The 25873-nt window shown below is 26.9% G+C and carries 25 protein-coding genes and 1 other RNA gene; 22 read left to right on the top strand and 4 right to left on the bottom strand.

Annotated elements, in window-relative coordinates; genetic code table 11:
- Nucleotides 1-127 precede the first annotated feature (127 nt).
- The 8 genes from ybeY to ppdK all read left to right on the top strand — a co-directional run bounded on the left by ybeY (nucleotide 128) and on the right by ppdK (nucleotide 7614).
- Nucleotides 128-628 carry an rRNA maturation RNase YbeY gene (ybeY, locus tag ACUN06_RS09760; protein ID WP_449389716.1) on the top strand — a complete coding sequence of 167 codons (501 nt, stop codon included), beginning with the start codon at nucleotides 128-130 and terminating at the stop codon, nucleotides 626-628.
- 21 nt (nucleotides 629-649) lie between these two features.
- On the top strand, nucleotides 650-1351 hold the full coding sequence (locus tag ACUN06_RS09755) for a diacylglycerol kinase (protein ID WP_291731372.1): 702 nt from the start codon (nucleotides 650-652) through the stop codon (nucleotides 1349-1351).
- Nucleotides 1352-1429: 78 nt separating this feature from the next.
- Nucleotides 1430-1831, top strand: a complete 402-nt coding sequence (locus ACUN06_RS09750) for a cytidine deaminase (RefSeq protein WP_291731370.1) — start codon at nucleotides 1430-1432, stop codon at nucleotides 1829-1831.
- Nucleotides 1832-1840: 9 nt separating this feature from the next.
- Nucleotides 1841-2731, top strand: a complete 891-nt coding sequence (era, locus tag ACUN06_RS09745; protein WP_449389715.1) for a GTPase Era — start codon at nucleotides 1841-1843, stop codon at nucleotides 2729-2731.
- Nucleotides 2732-2738: 7 nt separating this feature from the next.
- Nucleotides 2739-3488, top strand: a complete 750-nt coding sequence (gene recO / locus ACUN06_RS09740) for a DNA repair protein RecO (RefSeq protein ID WP_291731366.1) — start codon at nucleotides 2739-2741, stop codon at nucleotides 3486-3488.
- Nucleotides 3489-3496: 8 nt separating this feature from the next.
- Nucleotides 3497-4087 carry a DUF4342 domain-containing protein gene (locus tag ACUN06_RS09735; RefSeq protein WP_291731364.1) on the top strand — a complete coding sequence of 197 codons (591 nt, stop codon included), beginning with the start codon at nucleotides 3497-3499 and terminating at the stop codon, nucleotides 4085-4087.
- Between the two features lie 187 nt (nucleotides 4088-4274).
- Nucleotides 4275-4913 (top strand): helix-turn-helix transcriptional regulator, encoded by a 639-nt coding sequence (locus ACUN06_RS09730; protein WP_291731362.1) that lies wholly within the window; start codon nucleotides 4275-4277, stop codon nucleotides 4911-4913.
- 67 nt (nucleotides 4914-4980) lie between these two features.
- Nucleotides 4981-7614: a pyruvate, phosphate dikinase gene (ppdK, locus tag ACUN06_RS09725; protein WP_449389714.1), complete on the top strand. Its 2634-nt coding sequence runs from the start codon at nucleotides 4981-4983 to the stop codon at nucleotides 7612-7614.
- A gap of 47 nt (nucleotides 7615-7661) precedes the next feature.
- On the opposite strand, the gene ACUN06_RS09720 is transcribed toward ppdK, so the two are convergent.
- The gene (locus tag ACUN06_RS09720) at nucleotides 7662-8714 is read right to left on the bottom strand and encodes a CotS family spore coat protein (RefSeq protein WP_291731358.1); all 1053 of its coding nucleotides are present in this window, start codon (nucleotides 8712-8714) and stop codon (nucleotides 7662-7664) included.
- 170 nt (nucleotides 8715-8884) lie between these two features.
- Here ACUN06_RS09720 and ACUN06_RS09715 point away from each other — a divergent pair, with 170 nt between their 5' ends.
- The 5 genes from ACUN06_RS09715 to ACUN06_RS09695 all read left to right on the top strand — a co-directional run bounded on the left by ACUN06_RS09715 (nucleotide 8885) and on the right by ACUN06_RS09695 (nucleotide 14682).
- Nucleotides 8885-9913, top strand: coding sequence for a deoxyguanosinetriphosphate triphosphohydrolase (locus tag ACUN06_RS09715; RefSeq protein ID WP_294162343.1), 1029 nt, complete (start codon nucleotides 8885-8887; stop codon nucleotides 9911-9913).
- A 219-nt stretch (nucleotides 9914-10132) separates the two neighbouring features.
- Nucleotides 10133-11914: a DNA primase gene (gene dnaG / locus ACUN06_RS09710; protein ID WP_449389713.1), complete on the top strand. Its 1782-nt coding sequence runs from the start codon at nucleotides 10133-10135 to the stop codon at nucleotides 11912-11914.
- Between the two features lie 8 nt (nucleotides 11915-11922).
- Nucleotides 11923-13053 (top strand): RNA polymerase sigma factor RpoD, encoded by a 1131-nt coding sequence (rpoD, locus tag ACUN06_RS09705; protein ID WP_291731378.1) that lies wholly within the window; start codon nucleotides 11923-11925, stop codon nucleotides 13051-13053.
- Nucleotides 13054-13194: 141 nt separating this feature from the next.
- The gene (locus ACUN06_RS09700) at nucleotides 13195-13887 is read left to right on the top strand and encodes a tRNA (adenine(22)-N(1))-methyltransferase (RefSeq protein ID WP_449389712.1); all 693 of its coding nucleotides are present in this window, start codon (nucleotides 13195-13197) and stop codon (nucleotides 13885-13887) included.
- Between the two features lie 9 nt (nucleotides 13888-13896).
- Nucleotides 13897-14682 carry a Nif3-like dinuclear metal center hexameric protein gene (locus ACUN06_RS09695; RefSeq protein WP_449389711.1) on the top strand — a complete coding sequence of 262 codons (786 nt, stop codon included), beginning with the start codon at nucleotides 13897-13899 and terminating at the stop codon, nucleotides 14680-14682.
- A gap of 137 nt (nucleotides 14683-14819) precedes the next feature.
- On the opposite strand, the gene rnpB is transcribed toward ACUN06_RS09695, so the two are convergent.
- Together rnpB and ACUN06_RS09685 are read right to left on the bottom strand one after the other, a co-directional pair.
- An RNA gene (gene rnpB, locus ACUN06_RS09690) (RNase P RNA component class A) lies at nucleotides 14820-15184 on the bottom strand.
- Nucleotides 15185-15228: 44 nt separating this feature from the next.
- The gene (locus ACUN06_RS09685; RefSeq protein ID WP_291731349.1) at nucleotides 15229-15453 is read right to left on the bottom strand and encodes a hypothetical protein; all 225 of its coding nucleotides are present in this window, start codon (nucleotides 15451-15453) and stop codon (nucleotides 15229-15231) included.
- Between the two features lie 163 nt (nucleotides 15454-15616).
- Between ACUN06_RS09685 and ACUN06_RS09680 the strand changes: the two genes are divergently transcribed.
- Nucleotides 15617-16264 carry a TVP38/TMEM64 family protein gene (locus ACUN06_RS09680; protein ID WP_449389710.1) on the top strand — a complete coding sequence of 216 codons (648 nt, stop codon included), beginning with the start codon at nucleotides 15617-15619 and terminating at the stop codon, nucleotides 16262-16264.
- A 46-nt stretch (nucleotides 16265-16310) separates the two neighbouring features.
- Here the strand turns inward: ACUN06_RS09680 and ACUN06_RS09675 are convergent, their stop codons facing one another.
- Nucleotides 16311-17861: a ClC family H(+)/Cl(-) exchange transporter gene (locus ACUN06_RS09675; RefSeq protein ID WP_291731345.1), complete on the bottom strand. Its 1551-nt coding sequence runs from the start codon at nucleotides 17859-17861 to the stop codon at nucleotides 16311-16313.
- A 90-nt stretch (nucleotides 17862-17951) separates the two neighbouring features.
- On the opposite strand from ACUN06_RS09675, the gene ACUN06_RS09670 reads away from it, so the two are divergent.
- From ACUN06_RS09670 to ACUN06_RS09635, 8 genes are all read left to right on the top strand, one after another.
- Nucleotides 17952-18842: a potassium channel family protein gene (locus ACUN06_RS09670; protein ID WP_294397664.1), complete on the top strand. Its 891-nt coding sequence runs from the start codon at nucleotides 17952-17954 to the stop codon at nucleotides 18840-18842.
- Nucleotides 18843-18866: 24 nt separating this feature from the next.
- On the top strand, nucleotides 18867-20879 hold the full coding sequence (locus ACUN06_RS09665) for a molybdopterin-dependent oxidoreductase (RefSeq protein WP_412345511.1): 2013 nt from the start codon (nucleotides 18867-18869) through the stop codon (nucleotides 20877-20879).
- A 123-nt stretch (nucleotides 20880-21002) separates the two neighbouring features.
- On the top strand, nucleotides 21003-21488 hold the full coding sequence (tpx, locus tag ACUN06_RS09660; protein WP_294125112.1) for a thiol peroxidase: 486 nt from the start codon (nucleotides 21003-21005) through the stop codon (nucleotides 21486-21488).
- Nucleotides 21489-21510: 22 nt separating this feature from the next.
- Nucleotides 21511-21828 (top strand): hypothetical protein, encoded by a 318-nt coding sequence (locus ACUN06_RS09655; RefSeq protein WP_302537983.1) that lies wholly within the window; start codon nucleotides 21511-21513, stop codon nucleotides 21826-21828.
- 297 nt (nucleotides 21829-22125) lie between these two features.
- Nucleotides 22126-23235, top strand: coding sequence for an ABC transporter ATP-binding protein (locus tag ACUN06_RS09650; RefSeq protein ID WP_291731337.1), 1110 nt, complete (start codon nucleotides 22126-22128; stop codon nucleotides 23233-23235).
- A gap of 21 nt (nucleotides 23236-23256) precedes the next feature.
- Entirely contained in the window at nucleotides 23257-24228 is a 972-nt protein-coding gene (locus ACUN06_RS09645; protein WP_331892207.1) for a PucR family transcriptional regulator, read from the top strand.
- Nucleotides 24229-24414: 186 nt separating this feature from the next.
- Nucleotides 24415-24576: a hypothetical protein gene (locus ACUN06_RS09640; protein WP_303188497.1), complete on the top strand. Its 162-nt coding sequence runs from the start codon at nucleotides 24415-24417 to the stop codon at nucleotides 24574-24576.
- Nucleotides 24577-24851: 275 nt separating this feature from the next.
- Complete coding sequence (locus tag ACUN06_RS09635) at nucleotides 24852-25871, top strand: LacI family DNA-binding transcriptional regulator (protein ID WP_291731330.1); 1020 nt, start codon at nucleotides 24852-24854, stop codon at nucleotides 25869-25871.
- Nucleotides 25872-25873: the final 2 nt, after the last annotated feature.

Genomic DNA, 25873 nt, shown 5'->3' with positions numbered 1-25873 from the left:
ATAAAATTTTTAGTGCGACAGCCCCTTTTTATATATAAGTTGCCAAGTGTATGTAAAAGACGTATAATGAATAAACGCAAATAAATAAATACATATTATTTAATATGTATTTAAGGGAGGAATAATTATGCTATATACTGATAATAGACAAAATATAATAGAAGCTACAGAAAAACTTGTAAATATTATTAATGAAGTATGCAATGTAGCATTAACTGAAGAAGAAGTTAATGTTCCATATCAAATTTCACTTTTATTTGTGGATAATAATGAAATAAGGGAAATTAATAAAGGTACAAGAGGAATTGATAAAGTTACAGATGTATTATCATTTCCTATGCTTGACTATTCAGAAGATAAGGTATTTAAGGATATTTATAAAAATAAAAAGTTTGATAAGATATATTTAGATGGTGATGAACTTGTATTAGGAGATATGGTATTATCATTAGAAAGAGCAAAGGAACAAAGCATAGAATATAATCATTCATTTGAAAGAGAGGTATGTTATTTAGTGGTACATTCAATACTTCATCTTTTAGGATATGATCATATGTGTGATAAAGATAAGGTTAAAATGAGAAAAAGAGAAGAAGAGATATTAGAGAAATTAAATATAACAAGATAAGCTTAATAAGAGGTGAAGTTTATGGAGATGAAAAAGTTATTAGAAAGTTTTAATCATGCAATAAATGGTATTATTGATGCAGTAAGAACGCAAAGAAATATGAAAATACATATAGTAGCAGCTATAGGAGTACTTATAGCTTGTTTTTTCTTTGATATCTCAAAAGCAGAATTTTTATCATTAGCTATTACAATTACAATGGTGATTAGTGCAGAACTTGTGAATACTGCAGTTGAAGCTGCTGTAGACTTAAATACTAATTATTATCACCCCTTGGCAAAGGTTGCTAAAAATACAGCAGCTGGGGCAGTTTTAGTTACAGCTGTAAATGCATTACTAGTTGGATATATTGTATTTTGGGATAAATTATCTAATTTTTCTTATGAAGTTATATATAAGATAAAACATTCAGAACCATACATGATTTTTATAGCATTAGTAATAGTTATATTGGCAGTATTAATAATTAAGGCTATATATGGAGAAGGAACACCACTTAAAGGAGGAATGCCTAGTGGGCATAGTGCATTAGCCTTTTCATTATCAACAGCTATTTCACTTATAACTGAAAAACCAATTTGTATAATTTTAGCTTATTTAATGGCTTTTATAACAGCTCAAAGTAGAGTAGACTCGGAAGTTCATAGTGTTTTTGAAGTGATTGTTGGTGGTATTTTAGGAATACTGTTAACATTATTAATATTTACTATATTTAAGTTATAAATTTATTAATAAAATCTTTTTTTCAATGTTAAAATTAATATAATATATGTGATATACTATTTAAATGGAGGAATATATATGGATTATAAAGAGTTAATATTAAGTGCGTTAGAAGCAAGAGAAAAAGCGTATTGCCCATATTCAAATTTTAAAGTAGGTTCCGCTATACTTTTTGAAAATGGGGAAATATATACGGGAAGTAATATAGAAAATGCTTCTTTAGGAGCAACAAATTGTGCAGAGAGAACAGCCATTTTTAAAGGTGTTCATGATGGAAATAGAGAAATTAAAGCAGTTGCAGTTGTAGGAGATACAAATTCATATACATATCCATGTGGAATATGCAGACAGGTAATTGCTGAATTTGTAAGAGATGAAAAAATACCAGTAATAATTATAAAAAATGAAAATGATTATATAGTAAAAACTTTTGAAGAAATATTGCCAGGGTCTTTTTCAAAGAAAGACTTGCTAGGCTAGGAGGAAAATATGTTTAAATCAGGATTTGTGACAATAGTAGGAAGACCAAATGTAGGAAAATCTACTTTATTAAATGAAATAATGGGGGAAAAATTATCAATAGTATCTAATAAGCCTCAAACAACAAGAAATAACATACAAACTATTTTAACTGGAGAGGATTATCAGTTAGTTTTTGTTGATACACCTGGGATACATAAACCAAAACATAAATTAGGGGAATATATGGTTAATTCTGCTAAGGATTCTATAAAAGAAGTTGATTTAGTATTATTTTTAGTAAATCCATGTGAAGAAATTGGTAGAGGTGATAAATTTATATTAGAAGCATTGAAGGCTCAAAAAGCACCTGTATTTTTAGTTGTAAATAAAGTAGATGAAAACTCTCATGATAAAGTAGCTAAAACTTTAGAAATGTTCTCAAAAGAGTATGATTTTGAAGAGTTAATACCTATTTCAGCATTAAAGGGAAAAAATGTAGATTCATTAGTTAAATTAATGGTAAATAAAATGCCAGAGGGACCTCAATATTATCCAGAAGACATGATAACTGATGTTCAAGAAAGATTTATTGTTGCGGAAATCATAAGAGAAAAGGCATTAAAAAATTTAAGAGATGAAGTTCCACATGGAATAGCAGTAGATGTTATTCAAATGAAACAAAATGAAAAAGGTACATATCATATTGAAGTGGATTTAATTTGTGAGAAGGACTCTCATAAAGGAATAATAATAGGAAAAAATGGAGCATCTTTAAAGAAAATTGGTGAAACATCAAGATATGAAATAGAAAGATTCCTTCGTGCAAAAATTAATTTAAAGATTTGGGTTAAGGTAAGAAAGGAATGGAGAGATAACGGTCTTCTACTTAGAGAGTTAGGGTATAAAAAAAATAAGTAGATAGGGGTTGATTATTCTGTCTATTGAAAAAACAAAAGGTGTTATAATTAAATCAATAGATTATAAAGAAAATGACAAACTTATTTGGGCATATTGTGAAGAGTTAGGTAAGATAACTTTTATAGCTAAAGGTGCTAAGAAAAGCAAAAGTAAAAACTTAGCACTTACTTTACCTTTATGTTTTGCAGATTATATATTTTTTAAAGGAAGAAATTTATATAATTTGCAAGAAGGTAAAATTATTAATTCGTTTCAAGGATTACTAGATAATTTAGATAAATTAACTTATTCTTCGTATATTTGTGAATTAATTGATATATGTGTAGAAGATGGAGAAGTAAATAAGGAATTATTTAAAGAGTTTATAACATGTCTATATTTGCTTAACACAGATGCAATGGATTACGAATTATTAATTAGAGCATTTGAATTAAGATTACTTAATGCAACTGGATATGGATTACAATTTGATAAATGTAGCATTTGTAAAAAAAATATTAATACAAGTGATTATATTTCTTTATCATATTTTGGAGGTGTTTGTGATACATGTAATAAAGAATATGGAATATATATATCAAGAGCTGGATTTAATGCTCTTAGATTTTTAAGCAAAACATCTATGGATAAAATATATAGATTAAATATAGATAAAAATATTAAAAAACAAATTGAAAAAATAACAACTTTTATTATTAATTCAAATTATTCAAGAAAACCAAAAAGTTTAGAAATGCTAAATTATATAAAGGAGTAGATAGAAGTATGGATATCACATTAGAAAAGGTTGATAAGGTAAGAGAAAGAACTGGAGTAAGTTATAGTAAGGCTAAAGAAGCACTAGAAGTATCTAATGGAGATGTTTTAGAGGCAATAATATTTTTAGAAAAACAATCTAAAGATGAAGGTGAATATAAAAAAACAGAAACTATAGAAGAATTAAAAATTTGGTTAAAAGATTTAATAAACAAAGGAAATGTTACTAGAATAAAAGTCAGTAAAGACGGAAAAAAAATAGTTGATGTACCTGTAAATGCAGGAATTGCAGCTGGTGTTATTGCAATTATTATTCCGCCAATATTAGCATTTGTAGTAGTTGCTGCTGTAGTAACACAAGTTACTATAGAAATAACAAGAGCTGATGGAAGTGTAGAAGTAGTTAACAAATATATTTCTGAAGCTGTAAATGAAGCAAAGGATAAAGCAAGTGATTTTGCAGATAAAGTAAAAGATAAAGTACAAAATGTAAATATAGATTCTGTAAAGAAATATGGAAAAACTAACAAAGATAAAGAAAGTGAAAATAATAGCTTTACGTATACTGTAAATTTCGATGAAGATGATAACCCAAAATAGTAAATTAAAGAAAAACAAAGATATAATATAGCAAATTAAAAAAGAATAGGAATATTCAAATAATTTAAGTGATTTTTCTAAAAATTAGGTATAGTAAAAAAATGATAAAATGTTATAATTATACTGTAAATAGAAAAAATTCTTAATTATCTGAATATTCCTTAAATGATTGAAAAGAGGAATAGCATTGAAATTTACAAACAGACAAGAAGAAATAATAAAAATAGTTAAAGCCGGAGGGCCAATTACAAGTGAAGCAATAGCAGAAAAGTTAGGGGTAACAAGAGCAGCCTTAAGGGCTGATTTAGCAATACTTACAATGACTGGTACTTTAGATGCTAGGCCAAAAGTAGGTTATGTTTATTTAGGAAAAAAGGTTGATGGAGATATATTAGAAAATATATCTAAAATTAGAGTTGGCGACATTATGTCAAAGCCTGTAACCGTTAACGATGATACTATGGTATATGATGCAATAGTTCATTTGTTTTTACATGATGTAGGAACACTATTTGTTGAAAGTAATGGAAGCTTAGTTGGGGCAGTTTCAAGAAAAGATTTCTTGAAAATTGCAATTGGTGGAACTGATATACATAAGGTTCCAGTTGGAATAATTATGACTAGAATGCCAAATATAATTTATGGTACAGTAGAAGATAGTGCATATACATTAGCAAAAAAAATAATTGAGCATGAAATAGACAGTATACCAATAGTAGAAAAATCTTACGATTCAGACGATGAAAAATTTAATTTAAAAATAGTTGGGAAGATTTCTAAGACTAACATAACTAAATTGTTTGTTAATCTAGGAGAGGCAAAATAAATTAAAGGGTAACTACAAGAGTAAATCTTGTTAGTATATATTATTGTATGAACGGAGGAGTATTGAGATGGAGAATAAAAAGTATGTTTATCTTTTCAGTGAAGGTAATGGTTCAATGAGAAACCTTCTTGGAGGTAAAGGGGCAAATTTAGCAGAAATGACTAGAATAGGAATTCCAGTTCCTCAAGGATTTATTGTTACAACAGAAGCTTGTAATAAGTATTATGAGGATGGAAAACAAATAACAGCTTCAATTGTAGAAGAAATTCATAAAAATATCAAAGAATTAGAAAAAATAACAGGAAAAGAATTTGGAAGCAACACAAATCCATTATTAGTTTCTGTAAGATCTGGTGCAAGAGTATCAATGCCAGGAATGATGGATACAATATTAAATCTTGGTTTAAATGATATTGCTGTAGAAGCAGTTGCAAAGGCAACAAATAACCCAAGATTTGCTTATGATTCATATAGAAGATTTATTCAAATGTTCTCAGATGTTGTTATGGGTATAGAAAAGAGGTTATTTGAAAATTTAATAGATAAAGCTAAAGAAGCAAAAGGTGTTAAATATGATACTGAATTAAATGAAAATGACTTAAAAGAATTAGTAGTTAAATTTAAAGAATTATATAAAAAGGAAAAGGGTGGAGACTTTCCACAAGATCCAACTGTACAATTAACTGAAGCAATAACTGCTGTATTTAGATCATGGGATAATCCAAGGGCTATAGTTTACAGAAGATTAAATGATATACCAGGAGAATGGGGAACAGCAGTAAATGTACAACAAATGATTTTTGGTAATAAAGGAGAAAGTTCAGGTACAGGTGTTGCTTTTTCTAGAAATGCAGCAACTGGAGAAAAGGAAATTTACGGTGAATATTTAATGAATGCTCAAGGAGAAGATGTTGTTGCTGGTATTAGAACACCATTACCAATATCTAAACTACAAGAGCAAAATCCTGCTATATATAAACAATTTATCGATATAGTTCATACCCTTGAAAATCATTATAAAGATATGCAAGATATGGAATTTACTATTGAAGAAGGTAAATTATACTTTTTACAAACAAGAAATGGTAAGAGAACTGCACAAGCAGCTTTAAAGATAGCTGTTGACTTAGTTTCAGAAGGAATGTTAACTAAAGAAGAAGCTATATTAAAAGTTGAACCTAAGCAATTAGATTCATTATTACATCCTACTTTTGATTTTACTGAATTAAAAAATGCAAAAGTTATAGCTAAGGGACTTCCTGCATCACCGGGAGCAGCTTGTGGAAAGGTTGCATTTAGTGCAGAAGAAGCAAAAGAAAGAGCTGAAAAGGGTGAAAAAGTAGTATTAGTGAGACTAGAAACTTCACCAGAAGATATTGAAGGTATGATTGCAGCTGAAGGTATATTAACAATAAGAGGTGGTATGACATCTCATGCAGCAGTTGTTGCAAGAGGTATGGGAACTTGTTGTGTAGCTGGTTGTGGAGACTTAAAAGTTAATGAAGAAGAAAGAACTTTGGAAGCTAACGGAAAGGTTTATACTTCTGAAGATTATATATCTATAGATGGATCTACAGGAAATGTATATGGGGAAGCAATAAAAGCTGTTACTCCAGAAATTTCAGGACATTTTGCAACATTTATGGAATGGGCAGATAATATTAGAAAATTAAGTGTTAGAACTAATGCTGATAATCCAAGAGATACAAAGCAAGCAATTGAATTTGGTGCAGAAGGTATAGGACTTTGTAGAACTGAGCACATGTTCTTTGAAGAAGATAGAATAATGGCTATGAGAGAAATGATAGTAGCTAAAAATGAAGATGAAAGAAGAGCTGCATTAGCTAAATTACTTCCAATACAAAAGAAAGATTTTATTGGAATGTATGAAGCTTTAAAGGGAATGCCAGCAACAATAAGATTCTTAGATCCACCATTACATGAGTTCTTACCTCATACTGATGATGAAATTGCAGAACTTGCAAAAACAATGGGATTAAGTTTTGGAGAACTTAAATCAACTGTAGAAAACTTGCATGAATTTAATCCTATGATGGGTCATAGAGGTTGTAGATTAGCTGTTTCTTATCCAGAAATTGCTGAAATGCAAACTAGAGCTGTAATTGAAGCAGCTATTGAAGTGAAAAAGAATAAGGGATATGATATAGTTCCTGAAATTATGATTCCATTAGTTGGTGAAGTAAAAGAATTAAAATTTGTTAAGGATATAGTAGTTAGAACTGCTGAACAAGTTATGGAGGAATCAGGAGTTAAATTAGATTATCATGTTGGTACAATGATAGAAATTCCAAGAGCTGCTCTAACAGCTGATGAAATAGCTAAAGAAGCAGAATTTTTCTCATTTGGTACAAATGATTTAACTCAAATGACATTTGGTTTTTCTAGAGATGATGCAGCTAAGTTCTTATCTGATTATTATGAAAGGAAGATATATGAACAAGATCCATTTGCAAAATTAGATCAAAAAGGAGTAGGGCAATTAGTTAAAATTGCTGTTGAAAAAGGTAAATCAACAAGACCAAATATAAAATTAGGTATTTGTGGAGAACATGGAGGAGATCCATCATCAGTAGAATTTTGCCATAATATTGGATTAAACTATGTATCTTGTTCTCCATTTAGAGTTCCAGTGGCAAGACTTGCAGCTGCACAAGCACAAGTTAAGAATCCAAGAAAATAAATATTTAATAAAAGGGAGTGATTTTTCACTCCTTTTTTATTTAAATATTAAAATTTTATATTGTAGTAACGTTTATAAATATAAAGCATATTATTAATATAATCTAATTGAGATTCAGAATTATTTAAACCCTTGCTTAATAAAGTTATAAATGAATTTTTATTACATTTATCTATATTTTTATAGTAATCCCTAGAAATTTTCCAAAACTTTTGAGGAAAGGCTAAATAGGCTAATATATATTTAAAATCAGATTCACTTAATTCATTGTATTTCTTATAAGTATTAATAAGATTAATTGTTAAACCAGAATTCCAATTAGTGCTGTTACGTTTAAGTAATCTTCTTAAAAAATATGAAATATCATGAGCACAATAATCTATTTTACATTTATCAAAATCAATAATCCAAACATCATTATTATTCCTATTTATTAATATATTTTTATTTACATAATCACCATGACAAAGAGAAATACTTAAGTCTTTAAAATCAATAAAAGAGGCTATTTCAAGAGATAATTTTGCAAGTGATAAATTAGTATTTAAGTTATTTAAATAAAGTCTTGAAAATTTATCATTATATGAAAAAGCTAAGTTTGCATTTTCTAATAAATCATTGAAATGTTTATTTATACAAAGATAATAATTATCTAAGCCAATTCTTTTTTTACTTCCATCTATAGGTATGAAATCCTTAGAGCACTTATGTAACTTAGCAAGTGTTTTAATAGATAAATTTAAATCTGATAATGAATCGAAATTACATTTTTCTCCTTCAACCCATGGGGTTAGTATAAATAGCATATTTTCATAAAAAATATACCTACGATTATCATATGAAGGTAATAATTTAGGGACTTTAATGTTATTTCTATACAACCATTCCATTGCAGAATAAACAAAAAGTAAGTTACTTTCATCATAATAAACTTTTTTTAAACAATAATTTTTTTGATTTAATGTTACTTTAAATACAGCTCTTTGTTTAGATGTATCTTTAAATTTAACCATAGTAATTTGTGCATTATCTAAAAAAAATTTAGGTAATATATTTTGTTTTATATTATTAATATCAATGATTTTTTTTTCATTGTCCATTATAAGACTCCTTGCATAAATTTCTTAATATAATAATATTATGAAAAATATATAAATATACATATCGTAGAATGTAATTATAATATAATCAAATATTCTAAAATGTCATATATTATAAAATAGAGGATTTATGAGAAAAATATAGAATAGATTATTTTGAGGTGAGTTAGATGGAACTAAGAGAAAGAATAGAAAATAATGAAGACTTGACATTAATTCCACAGGCTATTCATAGTAATAAAAGTATGGGGAGAGAATTAAAAGAAAAATATGATAGTATTAGAACTTGCTTTATGATAGATAGAGATAGAATTATACATTGTAAGTCCTTTAGAAGATTAAAACATAAGACACAAGTATACATACGAACGTTTGGAGATCACTATAGAACAAGGCTTACGCATACCTTAGATGTAGCTCAAATTGGAAGAACTATAGGAATAGGTATAGGTTTAAATGAAATGCTAATTGAAGCAATTGCATTAGGGCATGATTTGGGGCATGTTGCATTTGCTCATAATGGAGAAGAAGTGCTTAACGAGTTTTTAGATGGTGGTTTTAGGCATAATGAACAAAGTGTGAGAGTTGTAAAAAAGTTAGAAAAAAGTGGTGTAGGATTAAATCTTACAGCTGAAGTTATAGATGGAATATTAAATCATAGTGGACTTTCACAAAAGGAAAATGTAGCAAAAACATTAGAAGGTAGGGTAGTAAAATATAGTGATAAAATAGCTTACTTAAATCATGATATTGATGATTCAATAAGAGCTGGATTATTAACTGAAGATCAGTTACCTAAGGAAGTTGTTAAAGTATTAGGAAAAAGTCATTCAGAGAGAATAAAAATATTAGTTAACGATATGATAATTGAAAGTACTAAAAATTTAAAATCTGGAAATTATGATATTAAACAAAGCAATGAAGTTAAAGAGGCTATGGTTGAATTGAGAAAGTTTATGTTTAAAAATATTTATCTGGCAGATGAATTAAAAGAAGAAAGAAATAAAGCAAAATTTATATTAAGTAATGTTATAAATTATTTTTATAATCATAGTGATGAGCTACCTCAGCTATATAAAAATATAATTAATGAGGAAGGACTGAAAAGGGGAGTTGCAGATTATATTGCAGGAATGACAGATGATTATTGTTTATCGGTATTTAATAAAATATATGTACCAAAGTTTGTAATTTATTAGTAAAAAAGTTGTATAATACAAAAAAATTGGGAACAATAAATTTTGTAGAATAAAAAGGATTTTAACAGTTAAGATAGAATAGATAATATTAGGGTAGAATAAAAATATATATTTAAGACATAAAAAATAAATTAAGTTAAAAAATTTAGAAGGAATTTATAAAAACATGTCGAAATGTATAGAGTGGGAAAAATTAAATTAAGTAAGGAGGGGATCTCCTTGCAGATTTCTGAAGAAATTTTAGAAAAAATAAAATCACAAAATGATATTGTAGATGTAATTTCAGAGAGGGTTAGACTAAAGAAGGCTGGTAGAAACTTCACAGGGCTATGCCCTTTTCATAACGAAAAAACACCTTCTTTTTCAGTATCTCAGGAGAAACAAATTTTCAAGTGCTTTGGATGTGGTGAAGCAGGAAATGTTATTTCATTTGTGATGAAAGATAAAAATTTATCTTTCATTGAAGCAGTAAAATACCTTGCAGCTAGAGCAAATATTCCTTTAGAGTTTGGAAATGGACCAAGAAGTAAGAGTGCACAAAAAAAGGATTTGCTGTATAAAGTAAATGTTGAAGCAGCAAAATTTTTCTTTTCAAATCTTATGAATAACCAAAAAGCAAAAGAATACTTTTTAAATAGGGGTATTAAAGAAGAAACAATTAAAAAATTTGGATTAGGATATGCTAATGATAGTTGGAATAATTTAATGTTTTATTTAAGACATAAAGGTATTAGTGATGAGGTGTTAGAAGAAGCTGGTCTTATTTCTGTAAATAAGGAAAAAGGTACTAAATATGATAGGTTTAGAAATCGAGTTATGTTTCCAGTTTTTGACTATCAAGGAAAAGTAATTGGATTTGGAGGAAGAGTATTAGATGATTCAAAACCTAAATATTTAAATTCACCTGAAACTTTAGTTTTCCAAAAAGGAACTAACTTATATGGGCTAAATTTTGCATTAAAGCATAATATGAGTGAAAGATACTTTGTTATTGTTGAAGGATATATGGATTTAATATCTTTACACCAGCATGGAATAACAAATGTAGTTGCATCATTAGGAACAGCATTAACTATTAATCAAGCAAGATTATTGAAAAGATATGCAGATAAAGTAGTTATTTCTTATGATGCTGATGTAGCAGGGCAAATGGCAACGTTGAGAGGACTTGAAATTTTAAGAACTGCAGGTTTTGATGTAAGAGTATTAAGCATTCCACAAGGAAAAGATCCAGATGAATATGTAAGAAGCAATGGAAAGGATGCATTTTTAAGATTAATTAATAACGCAGCACCATTAATAGATTATAGAATTAAAAAAGCTGAAGAAGGTATTGATTTTAAAAATAGCCAATCTGTAATTTTATATTCAAAAAGAGTTATGGATATAATCTCAGATTTAAATCCTGTTGAAAAGGATGTTTATATAAAAAAAGCATCTGAAAATACTGGAATAAAAGAACAGGCATTGTATGATATCCTTAAAAGTAAAATGAAAGATAATAGAGAAAATGATTTTAGGAATAATAAGGAAGAAGATAGGTCAAAATTATATGTAGAACCAGGATTTTTAAAAGCAGAAAGAACACTTTTAAAAATGATGCTTGAAAATAATGAGTATTTACAGTATATAGAGGAAAGAATATCAGAAAACGACTTTATTTTACTAGAACATAAAGAAATTTTCACTGTTATTATATTGGCTAAAGGGGAAAATATAAATAATATAGAATCATTTATAGAATCAAGACTAAGCGATGTAAAAACAATTGGAGAGCTAGTCAAGATTAAAGAAGAGAATATATTCTTTGCTGATAATATAAAAGTTCAAATTAATGATTTAATTAATGAAATTATTTCATATAAATTAAAGCAAAGAATAGATCAACTTAGAAAAGAGCAAAAGCAACTTGAAAACGAGGGCAAAATTGAAGAATCAATAAAATTAGCCATTGAGTTAGCAAGTATAACTAAAAAGTTGAAAGAAGCTAAGAGAGTTTAGTTGGTCATATAACGAAAGGAGGTAATCAGCTAGTGGAAGAAAAAACAAAAGTAAATAAGAATAAGCCTAAGGATGGTCAAGATAGAAATAATAAAATGAGCATCGTAAAAAACTTACTAGATAAAGGTAAGAAAAATGGGGTATTAACATATCAAGAAATTTTAGATGAGGTAGAAAACATAGATTTAAGTCCAGAGCAAATTGAAAAGATTTATGAGGTTCTTGAATCAATGGGAATTGAAGTTCAAGGTGCTGCAAATGATGTTGATATTATAGAAGAAGAAATAGATTTATCAGTACCGGAAGGAATTGCAATAGATGATCCTGTAAGAATGTATTTAAAGGAAATAGGAAAGGTTCCACTATTATCATCTGAAGAAGAAATGGAGCTTGCTAAACAAATTGAAGCAGGAAGCCAATATGCTAAAAAGAAACTTGCTGAAGCAAACCTTAGATTGGTTGTTAGTATAGCTAAAAGATATGTTGGAAGAGGAATGTTATTCTTAGACTTGATTCAAGAAGGAAACCTTGGATTAATTAAAGCAGTAGAAAAATTTGATTTTAGAAAAGGGTTTAAATTTTCTACTTATGCTACATGGTGGATTAGACAAGCGATTACTAGAGCCATAGCTGATCAAGCTAGAACAATAAGAATTCCAGTTCATATGGTAGAAACTATAAATAAGTTAATAAGAGTTCAAAGACAATTATTACAAGAATTAGGTAGAGATCCATTCCCCGAAGAAATTTCTAAAGTTATGGACCTTCCAGTAGAAAAGGTTAGAGAGATTCAAAAAATTGCTCAAGAACCAGTTTCACTTGAAACACCTATTGGAGAAGAGGAAGATTCTCATTTAGGTGATTTCATACCTGATGATGATGCTCCTGCACCAGCTGAGGCAGCTGCATTTACAATGTTAAAGGAACAATTAATTAATGTTTTAGATACATTGACTCCTAGAGAAGAAAAAGTCTTAAGATTAAGATTTGGATTAGATGATGGAAGAGCAAGAACTCTTGAAGAAGTAGGTAAAGAGTTTAATGTAACAAGAGAAAGAATTAGACAAATAGAAGCTAAGGCTTTAAGAAAGCTTAGACATCCATCTAGAAGTAAGAAATTAAAAGATTACTTGGATTAGTAAATTAGCACCAAAGACTGGTGCTAATTTTTGCATTAAGTAGATAAATAAAATTTAAAAAATAACATAACTTAATAAAGTAAAAAAAATAAATAAATTTACAGCAAATGATTAAATAATATATTATTAGAGGTAGTAAAAATGGATGTTAGTAAAAGAATAGAGTTTATAATTAATAATTTAGAAAATACAGAAGTGCTTGCTGATATAGGAACTGACCATGGATATGTTCCATTAATAGCTTTAGAAAGAGGAATTTGTAATAAAGCAATTGCTTGTGATATTAATAAGGATCCATTAGATAAAGCAAGATTAAATGCAATATTAGAAGGTATTGGAGATGAACTTGAATTTAGATTAGGTGGTGGATTTGAACCATTAAAAGTAAGTGAAGCAAATGAAGTTGTAATAGCTGGAATGGGTGGAAATTTAATTAGAGATATATTAGAAGCTGATTTAGAGAAAGTTAAAAGTGCAGAATATTTAATTTTAGTACCAGCACAAAACCCAGAAGTATTAAGGGCGTATTTATATAAGAATAATTATGAAATTATAAAAGAAGACTTATGTTTAGATGAAGGTATATATTATGAGTTATTTAAGGTAAGAAGTGCAGATGGTCAAAGCACTGAATTAGATAGCATATATTATGAAGTAAGTCCAATATTATTAAGAAGTAAAAATCCATTAATGAAAGATTTTTTACAAAATAAAATAGATGAATATAATAGAATTTTAGGTTTTATAACTGAAGAAACTGTAAGTGCAAATAATAGAAGAGCAGAAATACAAGAAAAAATTAGTATTATAACAGGAATGTTAAATTATTTATAAGGTGATTTTATGATAAAGGTAAATAATATTATTAATGAAATGGAATTATTAGCACCAACTTATTTAAAAGAAGACTTTGATAATGTTGGATTAATGGTTGGTGATAAAAATAAAGAAGTTAAAAAAGTTTTATTAGCATTAGATTGTACTTTAAAGGTTATTGAAGAGGCTAAAAAAGAAAATGTTGACTTAATAATTACTCATCATCCTCTTATTTTTAAAAGACCAAGCAGTATTACAACTGACACTTTACAAGGTAAAAAAATAATTGAGTTAATAAAAAATGATATTTCTTTATATTCAAGTCATACTAATTTGGATTCAGTAGAAAATGGATTAAATGATACTATTGTTTCAATTTTAGGATTTGATAACTCTAAAATATTGGAAAAAAACAAGAGGGATGATAAAGCTGGCCTTGGAAGAATTGTATCTTTAAACGAATCAATACAATTAGAGGATTTAATAAGTAAAATAAAAAAATCATTAAATATAAATAATTTACGAGTAGTTAAAGGTAAAGATAAGGTTAATAAAATTGCAATTATAAATGGAAGCGGACAAGATTTTATAAGCAAAGCTGTTGCTTTAGGAGCTGACTGCATAATTACAGGGGATACTACTTATCATTTTGCATCTGACTATAAGGAAATGAAGATAAGTATTTTAGATGTTGGTCATTTTGCATCAGAGCAAATAACTTTCTTTAATGTAATGGAAAATTTAAAGGAAAAATTTAAAGATGTAGAGTTTATCACTTCTACAGTTGAAGAAGATCCATTTAGTTTTTATTAAATAATATTTAATCATGAAGGCATAAGTTTATTGTATTTAAACAATAACTTATGTCTTTTATTATTAAAATAAACAATAAAAATTAGATGATATTATAAGAAAAGAAAAACACTAGACAATAACCTAGTGTTTTTCATAATGCGAGATAATCCGTAAGCGGAGTTCTGTATTAAGCAATCATCTATCTAGACTTACTGTTACCAGCAAGCTCAAGCGACACACCACATGGCGGGACGGGCAATCCCATAATGCCATTACTCGGTCTTGCTCCAGGTGGGGTTTACATAGCCATGATGTCACCACCATGCTGGTGAGCTCTTACCTCGCCTTTCCACCCTTACCAGTCACAAAAGTGAATTCAGTTAAAAACTTCTGGCGGTATATCTCTGTTGCACTATCCTTCAAGTCACCTTGACTGGCCGTTAACCAGCACCCTGCCCTATGGAGCTCCGACTTTCCTCTCCTAACTTTAAAAGTTAGCAGCGATTGCATGTATTACTCGCAGAATTTATAATAACATAAATTTTTTAATAATACAAATTTTTTTTATACAAACGATAAAATTATAAATAACATTATTATTATTATCCAACTGTAAATTCCTATTCCTGAAAACAGCAATGTAATTCCAATAAGAATTAAAATACATATGCGAGCTTTGGGATTTGGACAAGTTGGTTGCTTTGGCTTATTAGAAGGTGTTTTAATAGCACAAATTATATCGTTAACAGTTGCTCTAAAAACTTTGCCCCAATCAGTTTTTTTTGACATTATTTCAACTCCAAAAATTTGTATTACTATAATATATGCAGTAATAAAAATAGAATAACAAAAAATATATTAATAATATTAATAGAAATTTTTAATTAGTTATTTTATAATAAAAAATACAAAAAAAGATGAAGTCTATTAAGGGAGTGAAAAACTTTAAATAATGAAAAAGAAGTATAGATGGAGTGGCATTATTTTATTATTAATAATAAGTTTAATATTAATAATAGGCATATCAAATGGAATAAGTTTAGATATAGATTCATTAAGAGACTATATTGATTCTAGTAAGTATTCTGAAATTATATTTATTGCAATTTGGTGCATTAGATTAATAAGTTTTATTCCAGGTGTTACATTAATGATTTTAGGTGGATTAATTTTTGAAGCTGAAGAGGCAATTATATTATCATTAATAGGAGTTGTATTAAGTGGAATAATAGTTTTTGCAATTGCTAAAATGGATATATTTAATGGATTAAGAGAAAAAATTAATAAAAAGCATCCAGAGATAATGGAACTTATAGAATCTTATAATTATAAAATACTTGCAGTAGGTGTTTTATGTCCTATTGCACCTACAGATGTAATTGTATTTGTATCATCTTATATGGGAATCAACTTTAAAAAATTTGTTTTAATATTTTCACTTGCTAATATACCAGCTATTTATTTATATAGTTATTTAGGAGACAGTTTTAATGGATCAATAATTAATACTATTATGATAATTGTTACCTTAATAATAACTGGATTTTTTTCATATAGATTATGGAGGAAAATGGAATGTAAGTTAGCAAAAGAAAATTAAAAAAATGGTAAATTAATTTTTCAAAATTAATTTACCATTTTTATTTTTACTCCTTAGTAGTAAGGGATTCCATGAGTTCTCTAACTTTCCATTCATCTTTTAAGTCGGTCATTGTAAGAATTGTATCACCAGCTTTAATAATTGTATTTCCTTTTGGAACAATAGAACGCTCATCACGTTTAATTGATACAATAAGCATATTTTCAGGAAGCTTAAGGCTATTTAAGGTTACTTTTTCTATTTTTGATCCAAAATGAACTACATTAGTAATAATAATTTTTTTATTGCTAGTGTTGTGATATTCATTAATATTATTTTTTGTTAAAAGATTTTTTAATAAAGAGTCATATATAGGTTCACTTTTTAATGCATCAGCAATTATATAAGAAATTATTGATACTATAGAAAGTGAAAGCAAATTAGAAAAAGAACCAGTCATTTCTGTAATTAAAATTATTCCTGTAATAGGAGCTCTTACTATTGCCGTAAAGTAACCTGCCATAGAAATTATAATAAAATTATTAAATAGTTCGCTAGATATTCCTAAATAATTAATTGAAATATAACCAAATACAGCCCCAAAGGTTCCACCAATAATTAAAAGAGGAAAGAATATTCCACCAGGAGCGCCAGAACCAAATGATATTATTGAAAATAAAAATTTTGCTACTAGCATCAATAAAATCAAGCTTAAAGCAGATGTTAAAGTTAGTTCCTCAACTATAGCATGCCCACCACATAAAACTACAGGAAATAATAATCCTAAGATTCCAGCAAGTAAAAATGGAATCATTAATTTTATTGATGTAGAACATTTTAATTTAGAGTATAAGTCTTGAGTTTTTAAGGTAAGGTAGTTATAATATGAACCAAATACTCCTAATAAGATTCCTAATATTATTAAAAGCCAATAATTACTTAAAGGCATAACACTAGAGGTTGTAAAATTAAATATTGGTTTTAATCCAAAAAATTGTTTTGAAATAAAATCAGCAGCAACAGCAGAAGTTATTGTTGAAATTAATACAAGTGGTGAAAAATATTTATAAATTTCTTCAAGTGAAAATAATACACCAGATAAGGGAGCATTAAAAGCTGCGGCTAATCCTGCTGTAGCACCACTACTAAGAAGGAGTCGTCTTTCAAGGCGTGTACTTTTAAATTTTTTGCTTATTATATCTCCTACACAAGTTCCAAGTTGAATAGAAGGACCTTCTCTTCCTAGTGATAATCCGGATATAATACAAAGGGTACCGCCAATAAATTTATTAAGTATAATTGAAAATGGTCTATTTTTTATATAGCCACCCATAATACCTTTAACTTGTGGAATACCACTTCCACTTATATAAGGTTCTTTATCAATTAGTTTTCCTATAAGAAAGGCTAATATTATTAAGATAATAAACCATACTAAAATAAGGTATTTTCTTGCTTTAATAAATGAATAAATAAAGAATGAAAGTTCTTCTGCATAAGATAATGCAAATCTGTATAATACAACTACAAAAGAAGTTAAAATTCCAACTAAAAGACCTTTAAGAACAAGATCAGAATGGTTTTTTCTATCATCAGTAATTATATCAAAGTTTTTCATTTTATTATCACCTCCAATAAGATTAAGTTGATATAATATTAGTATAGCATCATTATAATTATAAAAAAATAGGAGAAGAACAAAAGAAAAATGGGAAAAGTGTTTATTATTGTTTCAACAATTATATTGTTACTAGTTGTTATACAAAGAAATACTAGCAATAATATAAGATTATTTAAAAGATTAAAAAATATTATTTTTGAAATTAACAGTGTATATTTAGAATTATTTAAAGATAGGTCATTAGCAAGAAGAATAATTCAAGGAACATTGATTATTGTAGCAGAAATATTTATTACAGTTTCAGTAGCAACAGCAGTGTTAAAGCATATTGATATATATAATAACTTTTTTATAAATTTAATATTTAAGTTAATTATTATTTCAGTAAGTTTAGTACTTATTCATTTTTGTATGGGATATATACTACTTTCAACAGTTAAAATTCATAAATTTATATATGGAGTGGAAAATGTTAATTTAAAGATAGATTTACTTTTAAGTTATTTTATTATAAGTACATATTTTACAGTGTTATTAATATTTCCACAGCAATTTAAAAGCTGTTATAAAATAGGACTTTTAGGTGTATCAATATGCTATATATTAAATATTAAAATATTAGTAGCACTTATGAATGATCCATATAAAATAAAAAGCAAAAGTCAAGATGAAACTAATTTTAGTAGAGTTATAATAGCATCTATATTAATTGTTGTGTTAATTATTTTAAACTTATATTTAGCAGTTTGTTTTGTTAGTGATACTGGTAAGGATGCTTTTAGTAATTCACCAAATTATTTTGATTTGTTTTATTATACTATAATAACATTTACCACTGTTGGATATGGAGATATAGTTCCAATAACTATGGAAGCAAAAATTGTAAGTAGTTTAATTTCAATAACCAATATAATATGTATTACTATATTTTTAAGTACAATTTTATCTTATAGAGATAAGATAAAAAGTGATATATAACTTTAATAAGAGGGGATGTGAAAAATGAAAAAAATTAGTCATGGATGTACTTTAGATTGTGCAGATTGTTGTAAATTTAATGTGTATGTAAAAAATGATGATATTATAAAAATAGAAGGTGATAAGGAGCATCCTTATACAAAAGGATTTATATGCAAAAAGGGATTAGCTCACTTAAAAAGATTAAATCATAGTAAAAGAATTTATAAGCCATTAATAAAAATTAATGATAAGTGGAAAGAAATTGAGTTTGATGAAGCTATAAATATAATGGTTAAAAAATTAAGTTATTATAAAAGTAAATTTGGAAGCAAATCAGTTTTATATTATGAGCAATATGGAAATGGTACAGTACTAAAAAGTATTGGAGAAAAGTTTTTTAATTTTTATGGGGGAGTTAGTTTATCAAAAGGGGGGCCTTGCTGGAGTGCAGGAATTGCAGCACAAAAGTTGGATTTTGGTGATTCTAGAAGTCATTCATTAGAAGATATGTTAAATAGTAAAAATATATTTGTATGGGGGAAAAATCCTGCTAATACAACAATACATACTATGCAAATGATAAAAAGGGCTAAGAAAAAAGGAAGTAAAATCATTGTAATAGATCCAATAGAAACTGCAACTGCTAAATTAGCAGATAAGTATATTAAAATTAAAGCAAATGGTGATAAAGCATTAGCCTTAGCAATGGGACAAATAATAATTAAAAATAAATTATATGATGAAAAATATATAAGGCTATATGTTAATGGATTTGAAGAATATAAAAGTTATATATTATCATTAAATATTAAAGACTTAAGCAAGGAATGTGGAGTAGAAATTTATACAATAGAGGAACTTGTAAAATTATATTGTCAAAAGTATTCTACTATTTTATTAGGCTTTGGAATGCAAAAATATAAAAATGGTGGGATGACTATAAGATTAATAGATGCTTTAGGTGCAATTACAGGACAAATTGGATTTAGTGGTGGTGGAGTAAATTATGCAAATAAAGTATATCCTAAAATATTAAATACTGATCCTTATGATAGTGAAAAGTTTTCAAATAATAGATATTATTATACAAATGAAATAAGTGAATTTATAGAAAAATGTAATTTAGGAAATACCTATTATAAAAATGATATATTTATAAATCATGAAGATAATAAAGGTGATTATGAATTAAACATTCCAATAAAAATGGCTATTATAACTAAAAGTAATTTATTAAATCAACTTGCTAATATAAATAATTTAAAAAGAGCTTTATCTAAGGTAGAATTTAAAGTATGCTTTGATATGTTTATTACAGATACAGTTAAGGAATGTGATTTGTTTATACCAGTAACTAGTCAGCTTGAAAGTGAAGACTTATTATTTAGTTCAATGATGAATCCATATTTAGTTTATAATGAAAAAATATTAGAACCACAAGAAAAATTAATGGATGAATATTATTTCTTTATGGAAGTTGCTAAAAGGTTAAAAATGAGTAATTATCCAATTGTAACAAAGAAAGAATATTTAGAAAAAGTAATATATCCATTAAAAAATATTAATAGTGATATAAGCTTAGAATATTTAAAAAATAATTATTTTACCTTACATAAGGATGTTGCATGGAGTGACAAGAATTTTGTAAATGAGAGTGGTAAGTTTGAAATAATAAACTGTGAAGAAATTAAAAAATTTGAGGCTAATAAATATAAGGATATAAGCAAATTAAGATTATTAACTAATCATGGGAGGGATAGTTTATCTAGTCAGCATTTTATGGATGATGATGGAATAGCTATTGCATATATTAATGAAAAAGAAGCAAAAAGATTTAATATAAATAATAATGAAATTATATATTTAAAATCTGAAAATGGACAAATAAAGGTAAAGATAAATATAGATAAATCCATTGGAGATAATATAGTAATGATGTTTGTTGGATGGTGGGAAAGACATGGAAATCCTAATTTCTTAACTAATAGTGGGATATCTGATATTGGTGGACAAATTACTTATAATGAAACTTTTGTAGAAATAATAAAAAGGTAATAATTAAATTTATGAAAAAATCAGCAATTATAAGTGCTGATTTTTATTTTATATAATTAAAATTTATGAACTTGGGGAAGTATATTAATGTATAAATTAATAGTTTTAAGGGAGGTATTAAAAATGAATATAACATTTAATGGAGATCCTATTACTTTAGTTGGAGAAAAAATTAAAGTAGGTGACAATGCTCCAGATTTCTTAGTTGTAGATAATAATTTGAAAAATGTTACATTAAGTGATACAAGTGGGAAAAGAATTTTTATAACAGTACCATCTATTGATACTTCTGTATGCGATATGGAAGTTAGAAAGTTTAATGAAGAAGCAACAAAATTAAAAGATGTTACAGTATATGTAGTATCTATGGATTTACCATTTGCACAAGTAAGATGGTGTGGAAATGCTGGGATTGATAAAGTAAAAACATTATCAGATTATAAACAAAAAAGTTTTGGAAAGAAATATGGAACTTTAATAGAAGAGTTTGGTTTTTTAACTAGGGCAGTATTTGTTGTAGATGAAAATAATAAAGTTACATATGTTGAGTATTGCAAAGATGTAATAAATGAACCAAATTATGAAGAGGCTTTAAGAGCGGTAAGATGATTTTAAATAAGGAGATTTTATTATGAGTTTAAAAGAATCAATTAATGAAATGAAAATTCATCATGAGGAAAGAAAAGAAGAAAGACATGAAAGGCATGAAGAAAAGAAATTTGCCCATGAATTAAAGCAACAAATGAAGGAAGAGGTTAAAGAAGAAAAGAAGTCAGAAAAAGAAAAGGAACATGAACTAAAAAAGAAGTATAAAGAAGAAGAAAAAGATGCAAAGAAAATGGCAAAGGAAATTGATAAAGATTTAAGAGAATTAGAAAAAGAAGATAGAAAAGAGCAAAAGGAATTTGCACATGCTTTAAAAAAGCAAATGGAAGAGGAAAATAATTAAATAATATAGGGGGCTGACGCACTAAAACTTTTATACAGAATATATTGTTTTAAAAAATAAAAATCAACAAAATATATTGTAGTATTTATTCTTAATGCGACATCTCCTTATATATTAATATAAATAGTTTTAATGGATAGTTTTAAATAATATATATTATTTTAGATAAATTTACAAAATAAAGATAACATATTTGTAAAATATGTATATAGCTGAAAACAGTTTCAGGGTGTACAATAAATATATGAGATGAAGTTAATAAAAGATTAGAAGTTGTTTTTATGGGAGGAATAAAAAATGGCAAATTTATCATTACAACATATTTATAAAATTTATCCAGGAGATGTAACTGCAGTTAAAGATTTTAATTTAGAAATTGAAGATAAAGAATTCGTAGTATTTGTTGGACCATCAGGATGCGGTAAGTCAACAACTTTAAGAATGATTGCAGGTCTTGAAGATATTTCAAAAGGGGAATTATATATTGGGGACAAGCTTGTAAATGATGTTGAACCAAAGGAAAGAGATATAGCAATGGTTTTCCAAAACTATGCATTATATCCACATATGACAGTATTTGATAATATGGCATTTGCTTTAAAATTAAGAAAGGTTCCAAAAGCTGAAATAGAACAAAAAGTAACAGAAGCAGCAAGGATTCTTGATATAGAACATTTATTAAAGAGAAAACCAAAGGCTTTATCAGGAGGTCAAAGACAAAGAGTTGCGTTAGGAAGAGCTATTGTAAGACATCCTAAAGTATTCTTAATGGACGAGCCTTTATCAAACCTAGATGCTAAGTTAAGAGTTCAAATGAGAACAGAAATAACTAAGTTATATAGAAAATTACAAACAACATTTATATATGTAACACATGACCAAGTAGAAGCTATGACAATGGGCACTAGAATTGTTGTTATGAAAGATGGAGTTATTCAACAAGTTGACTCTCCAATCAATATCTACAATAACCCAGCTAACTTATTTGTAGCAGGATTTATAGGAAGCCCACAAATGAATTTCTTAGAAGGTAAAATAGAAAAGGATGGCAATAATGTATTTGCTGTATTTGGAAATAACAAAATAACATTACCAAAACCAAAAGCTGATGTTTTAGTAAAAGAAGGTTATGTTGGTAAGTCTGTAACATTTGGTATAAGACCAGAACATTTAAGTGATAATGATGAATTAATTGCTGCTCATCCAGGAAGTATAGTAAAAGGACATGTAGAAGTTATTGAACTTATGGGTTCTGAAAGTTATATTTACACTAAATGTGGAAATAGCCAAATGAATGTTAAAGTAGAAGGAAGTACAGAGTTAAAGATCGGTGAAGTAGCAAGTCTTTATTTAAATACTGAAAAATTACATGTATTTGATAAAGAAACAGAATTAAGAATTGTATAATAATTCTTTGGAGGAGATATTGTGAAGTGTGTTGAGAAATTGGTAAAAGAAGTATATGACAGTTGCAAAATACCTTTTCAATTAACAATAGAAGAAGTAGGAGAATTTTCTACACCTCTATTTGAACTTGTACAAAATCAATCTGAAAAAAGTTTTAATTATAATAACACTAAGTGCTGTATCAAGGTAAATACAGCACTTAGTATTACACTTGATTTATTAAAACTTTATATAGAAGAAAGACTTAACAAGGTGTTTTTAAGTAAAAAAAGTATAGTTTCACTGTTGTTAAATGATAAGAGTATAGAAGAAGAAGTAATAAAAGCAAGCTGGCCAATACTTATTGAAGAATTTGATTTAATAAACATATATGTAGATAATTATAGAGATGAAATAATGTCTTATCTTAAACAAGGGTATTGTTGTAAAGAAGTAGAAATTATAAGTCATAATGGACATATTCTTATGTTTGGAAAATTTGAAGATATATTGGAACATGCTAAAAGTATTAAGTATACAGTAGAAGGAGCAGTTCCATGTAAAGCTTATATTGGTTATTGTAACGTAGAAAGTTATTTGATGTTAAAGAAATATTATGATGATACATCATATAAAATAAATTTAGCTTTTAAATATAATATAATAGATAGAATATTTGATTCAAATAAGCTTATATTAGAAGGAATTATAGATTCAGTTTCTGAAGAAATGAAAAATGATATATATATAAGCTTTGAAAAAGGAATAGCAAAATTAGATAATGAAATGATAAGAACTATGGAAGTATTTTTTAAATGTGGATTAAATTTAAGTGAAGCATCTAAAGAATTATATATACATAGAAATACATTAATTTATAGATTAGACAAAATTCAAAAATATACAAATTACGATATAAGAGAATTTAATGATGCAGTATTATTAAAAATAATATTTTTCATTTGGAAGGAAAAAAATGAAAAAAAACTTGAGGATGTTTTAAAAGTGGTATAAAATATGATGGAGAATGATACCTATATATTTAAATTATTTGAGGTATATACGAATTTCTCATAATCTACCAAGATTTTTATTGTTAAAATCTTGGTAGAAATTTTATTAAATAATAGGTATAGATACCAATTTTTTTAGTTCTTATGTATTTGGGGTGTAATATTTTGAAGGAAGTTACAAATATGTTTGACAATATATATTATAGTTCAAAGATACCATTTAAAGTTATTATTGATGCAAGTTAAAAATGTATCACAAGGATATAGCAATGAAGAGGATAATAATAAAATAAATATAAATGATGATGGTATTAATTATGAAATTATAGTAAATGCAAAAGAAACATAAATAATTAATTTGTTTAGGATTTATTAAAAAATGTAATTGAAAATAATAAACTTGAAAAAATTTGAAAAATGAGATACAATTATATGGAAACGATACCGAGATATTGCATTATATATTATGTTAAGATGAAATATGGACATAAGTAGTTTATTAGTGGTATATTTTATGAATAATTAATGAATTATAATGATGTAAAAAGGAGTATTTTGGATATAAATTAATAAGGAAATAGGAGTGCTAAAATAATTCAAAATATTTTTTAAGGAGGTTTATCTATGAATATAAGAGATATTGCTAAAATATCAGGTGTTGGAGTAAGTACTGTTTCACGTGTATTAAATAATCATCCGGATGTAAAAGAAAGTACTAGAGAAAATGTATTACGTGTTATAAAAGAAAGCAATTATGTGCCTAATAATAGTGCAAGAATATTAAAGCAAAATACAACTAAAAACATAGGTGTTTTAGTAAAAGGAGTTTTTAATCCTTTTTTTTCTGAACTTATTAATGTTATAGGAAGTAAGATTAATGAAGAAAAATACACTATGATATTACAGCAAAATGATTATGTTTTAGAACAAGAAGTTGAAAATATCATTTCTTTTGTAAAAGAAAAAAGACTTCAAGGAATAATTTGTTTAGGTGGAAATTTCATAGATTTAGATGAAGATAGTTTTAAAAATATAGACGTTCCAGTTGTATTAACTTCTGTTAATACAGTATCTTCAGCAGGAAGAGATAAATATTCTACAGTTGGAATAGATAATCTTCAATCAGCATATTCAGCTACGGAATATCTTATAAAAAAAGGTCATGAAAATATTGCAATAATGATAGGAGAAAAAAATGACTTTTGTGTTAGTTGGTGGAGATATAAGGGATATATTAAGGCTTTAATGGATTATAATATAAAAATAAATGATGAAAATCTAATAATTGGAGATTATGATTCAGAAAAAGCTTATGAAGAAACTATGAAATTGTTAAAACATAGAAAAGATATAACTGCAATTTTTGTAATTTCAGATTTCATGGCTATTGGCGCTGCTAAGGCAGTATCAGATAGTGGATTAAGAGTTGGAGAAGATATATCAATAATTGGTTTTGATGGTATGGATGTTAGTTGTTATTATAATCCAGGTATTACCACAATAAATCAACCTAAAAAAGAAATGGCAGAAAAAAGTGTAGAAATTTTATTTGAACTATTAAAGAAAAAAGGGGAAAATAAACATATTTTATTAGATACTGAGTTAATAGAAAGAGAATCTTGTATGGATATTAGCAAAAAGTAAAA

The organism is Clostridium sp. ETTB3, assembly GCF_053571985.1.
The sequence above is the reverse complement of the archived record's forward strand: the minus strand, read 5'-3'. Positions and strand labels throughout refer to the sequence as shown.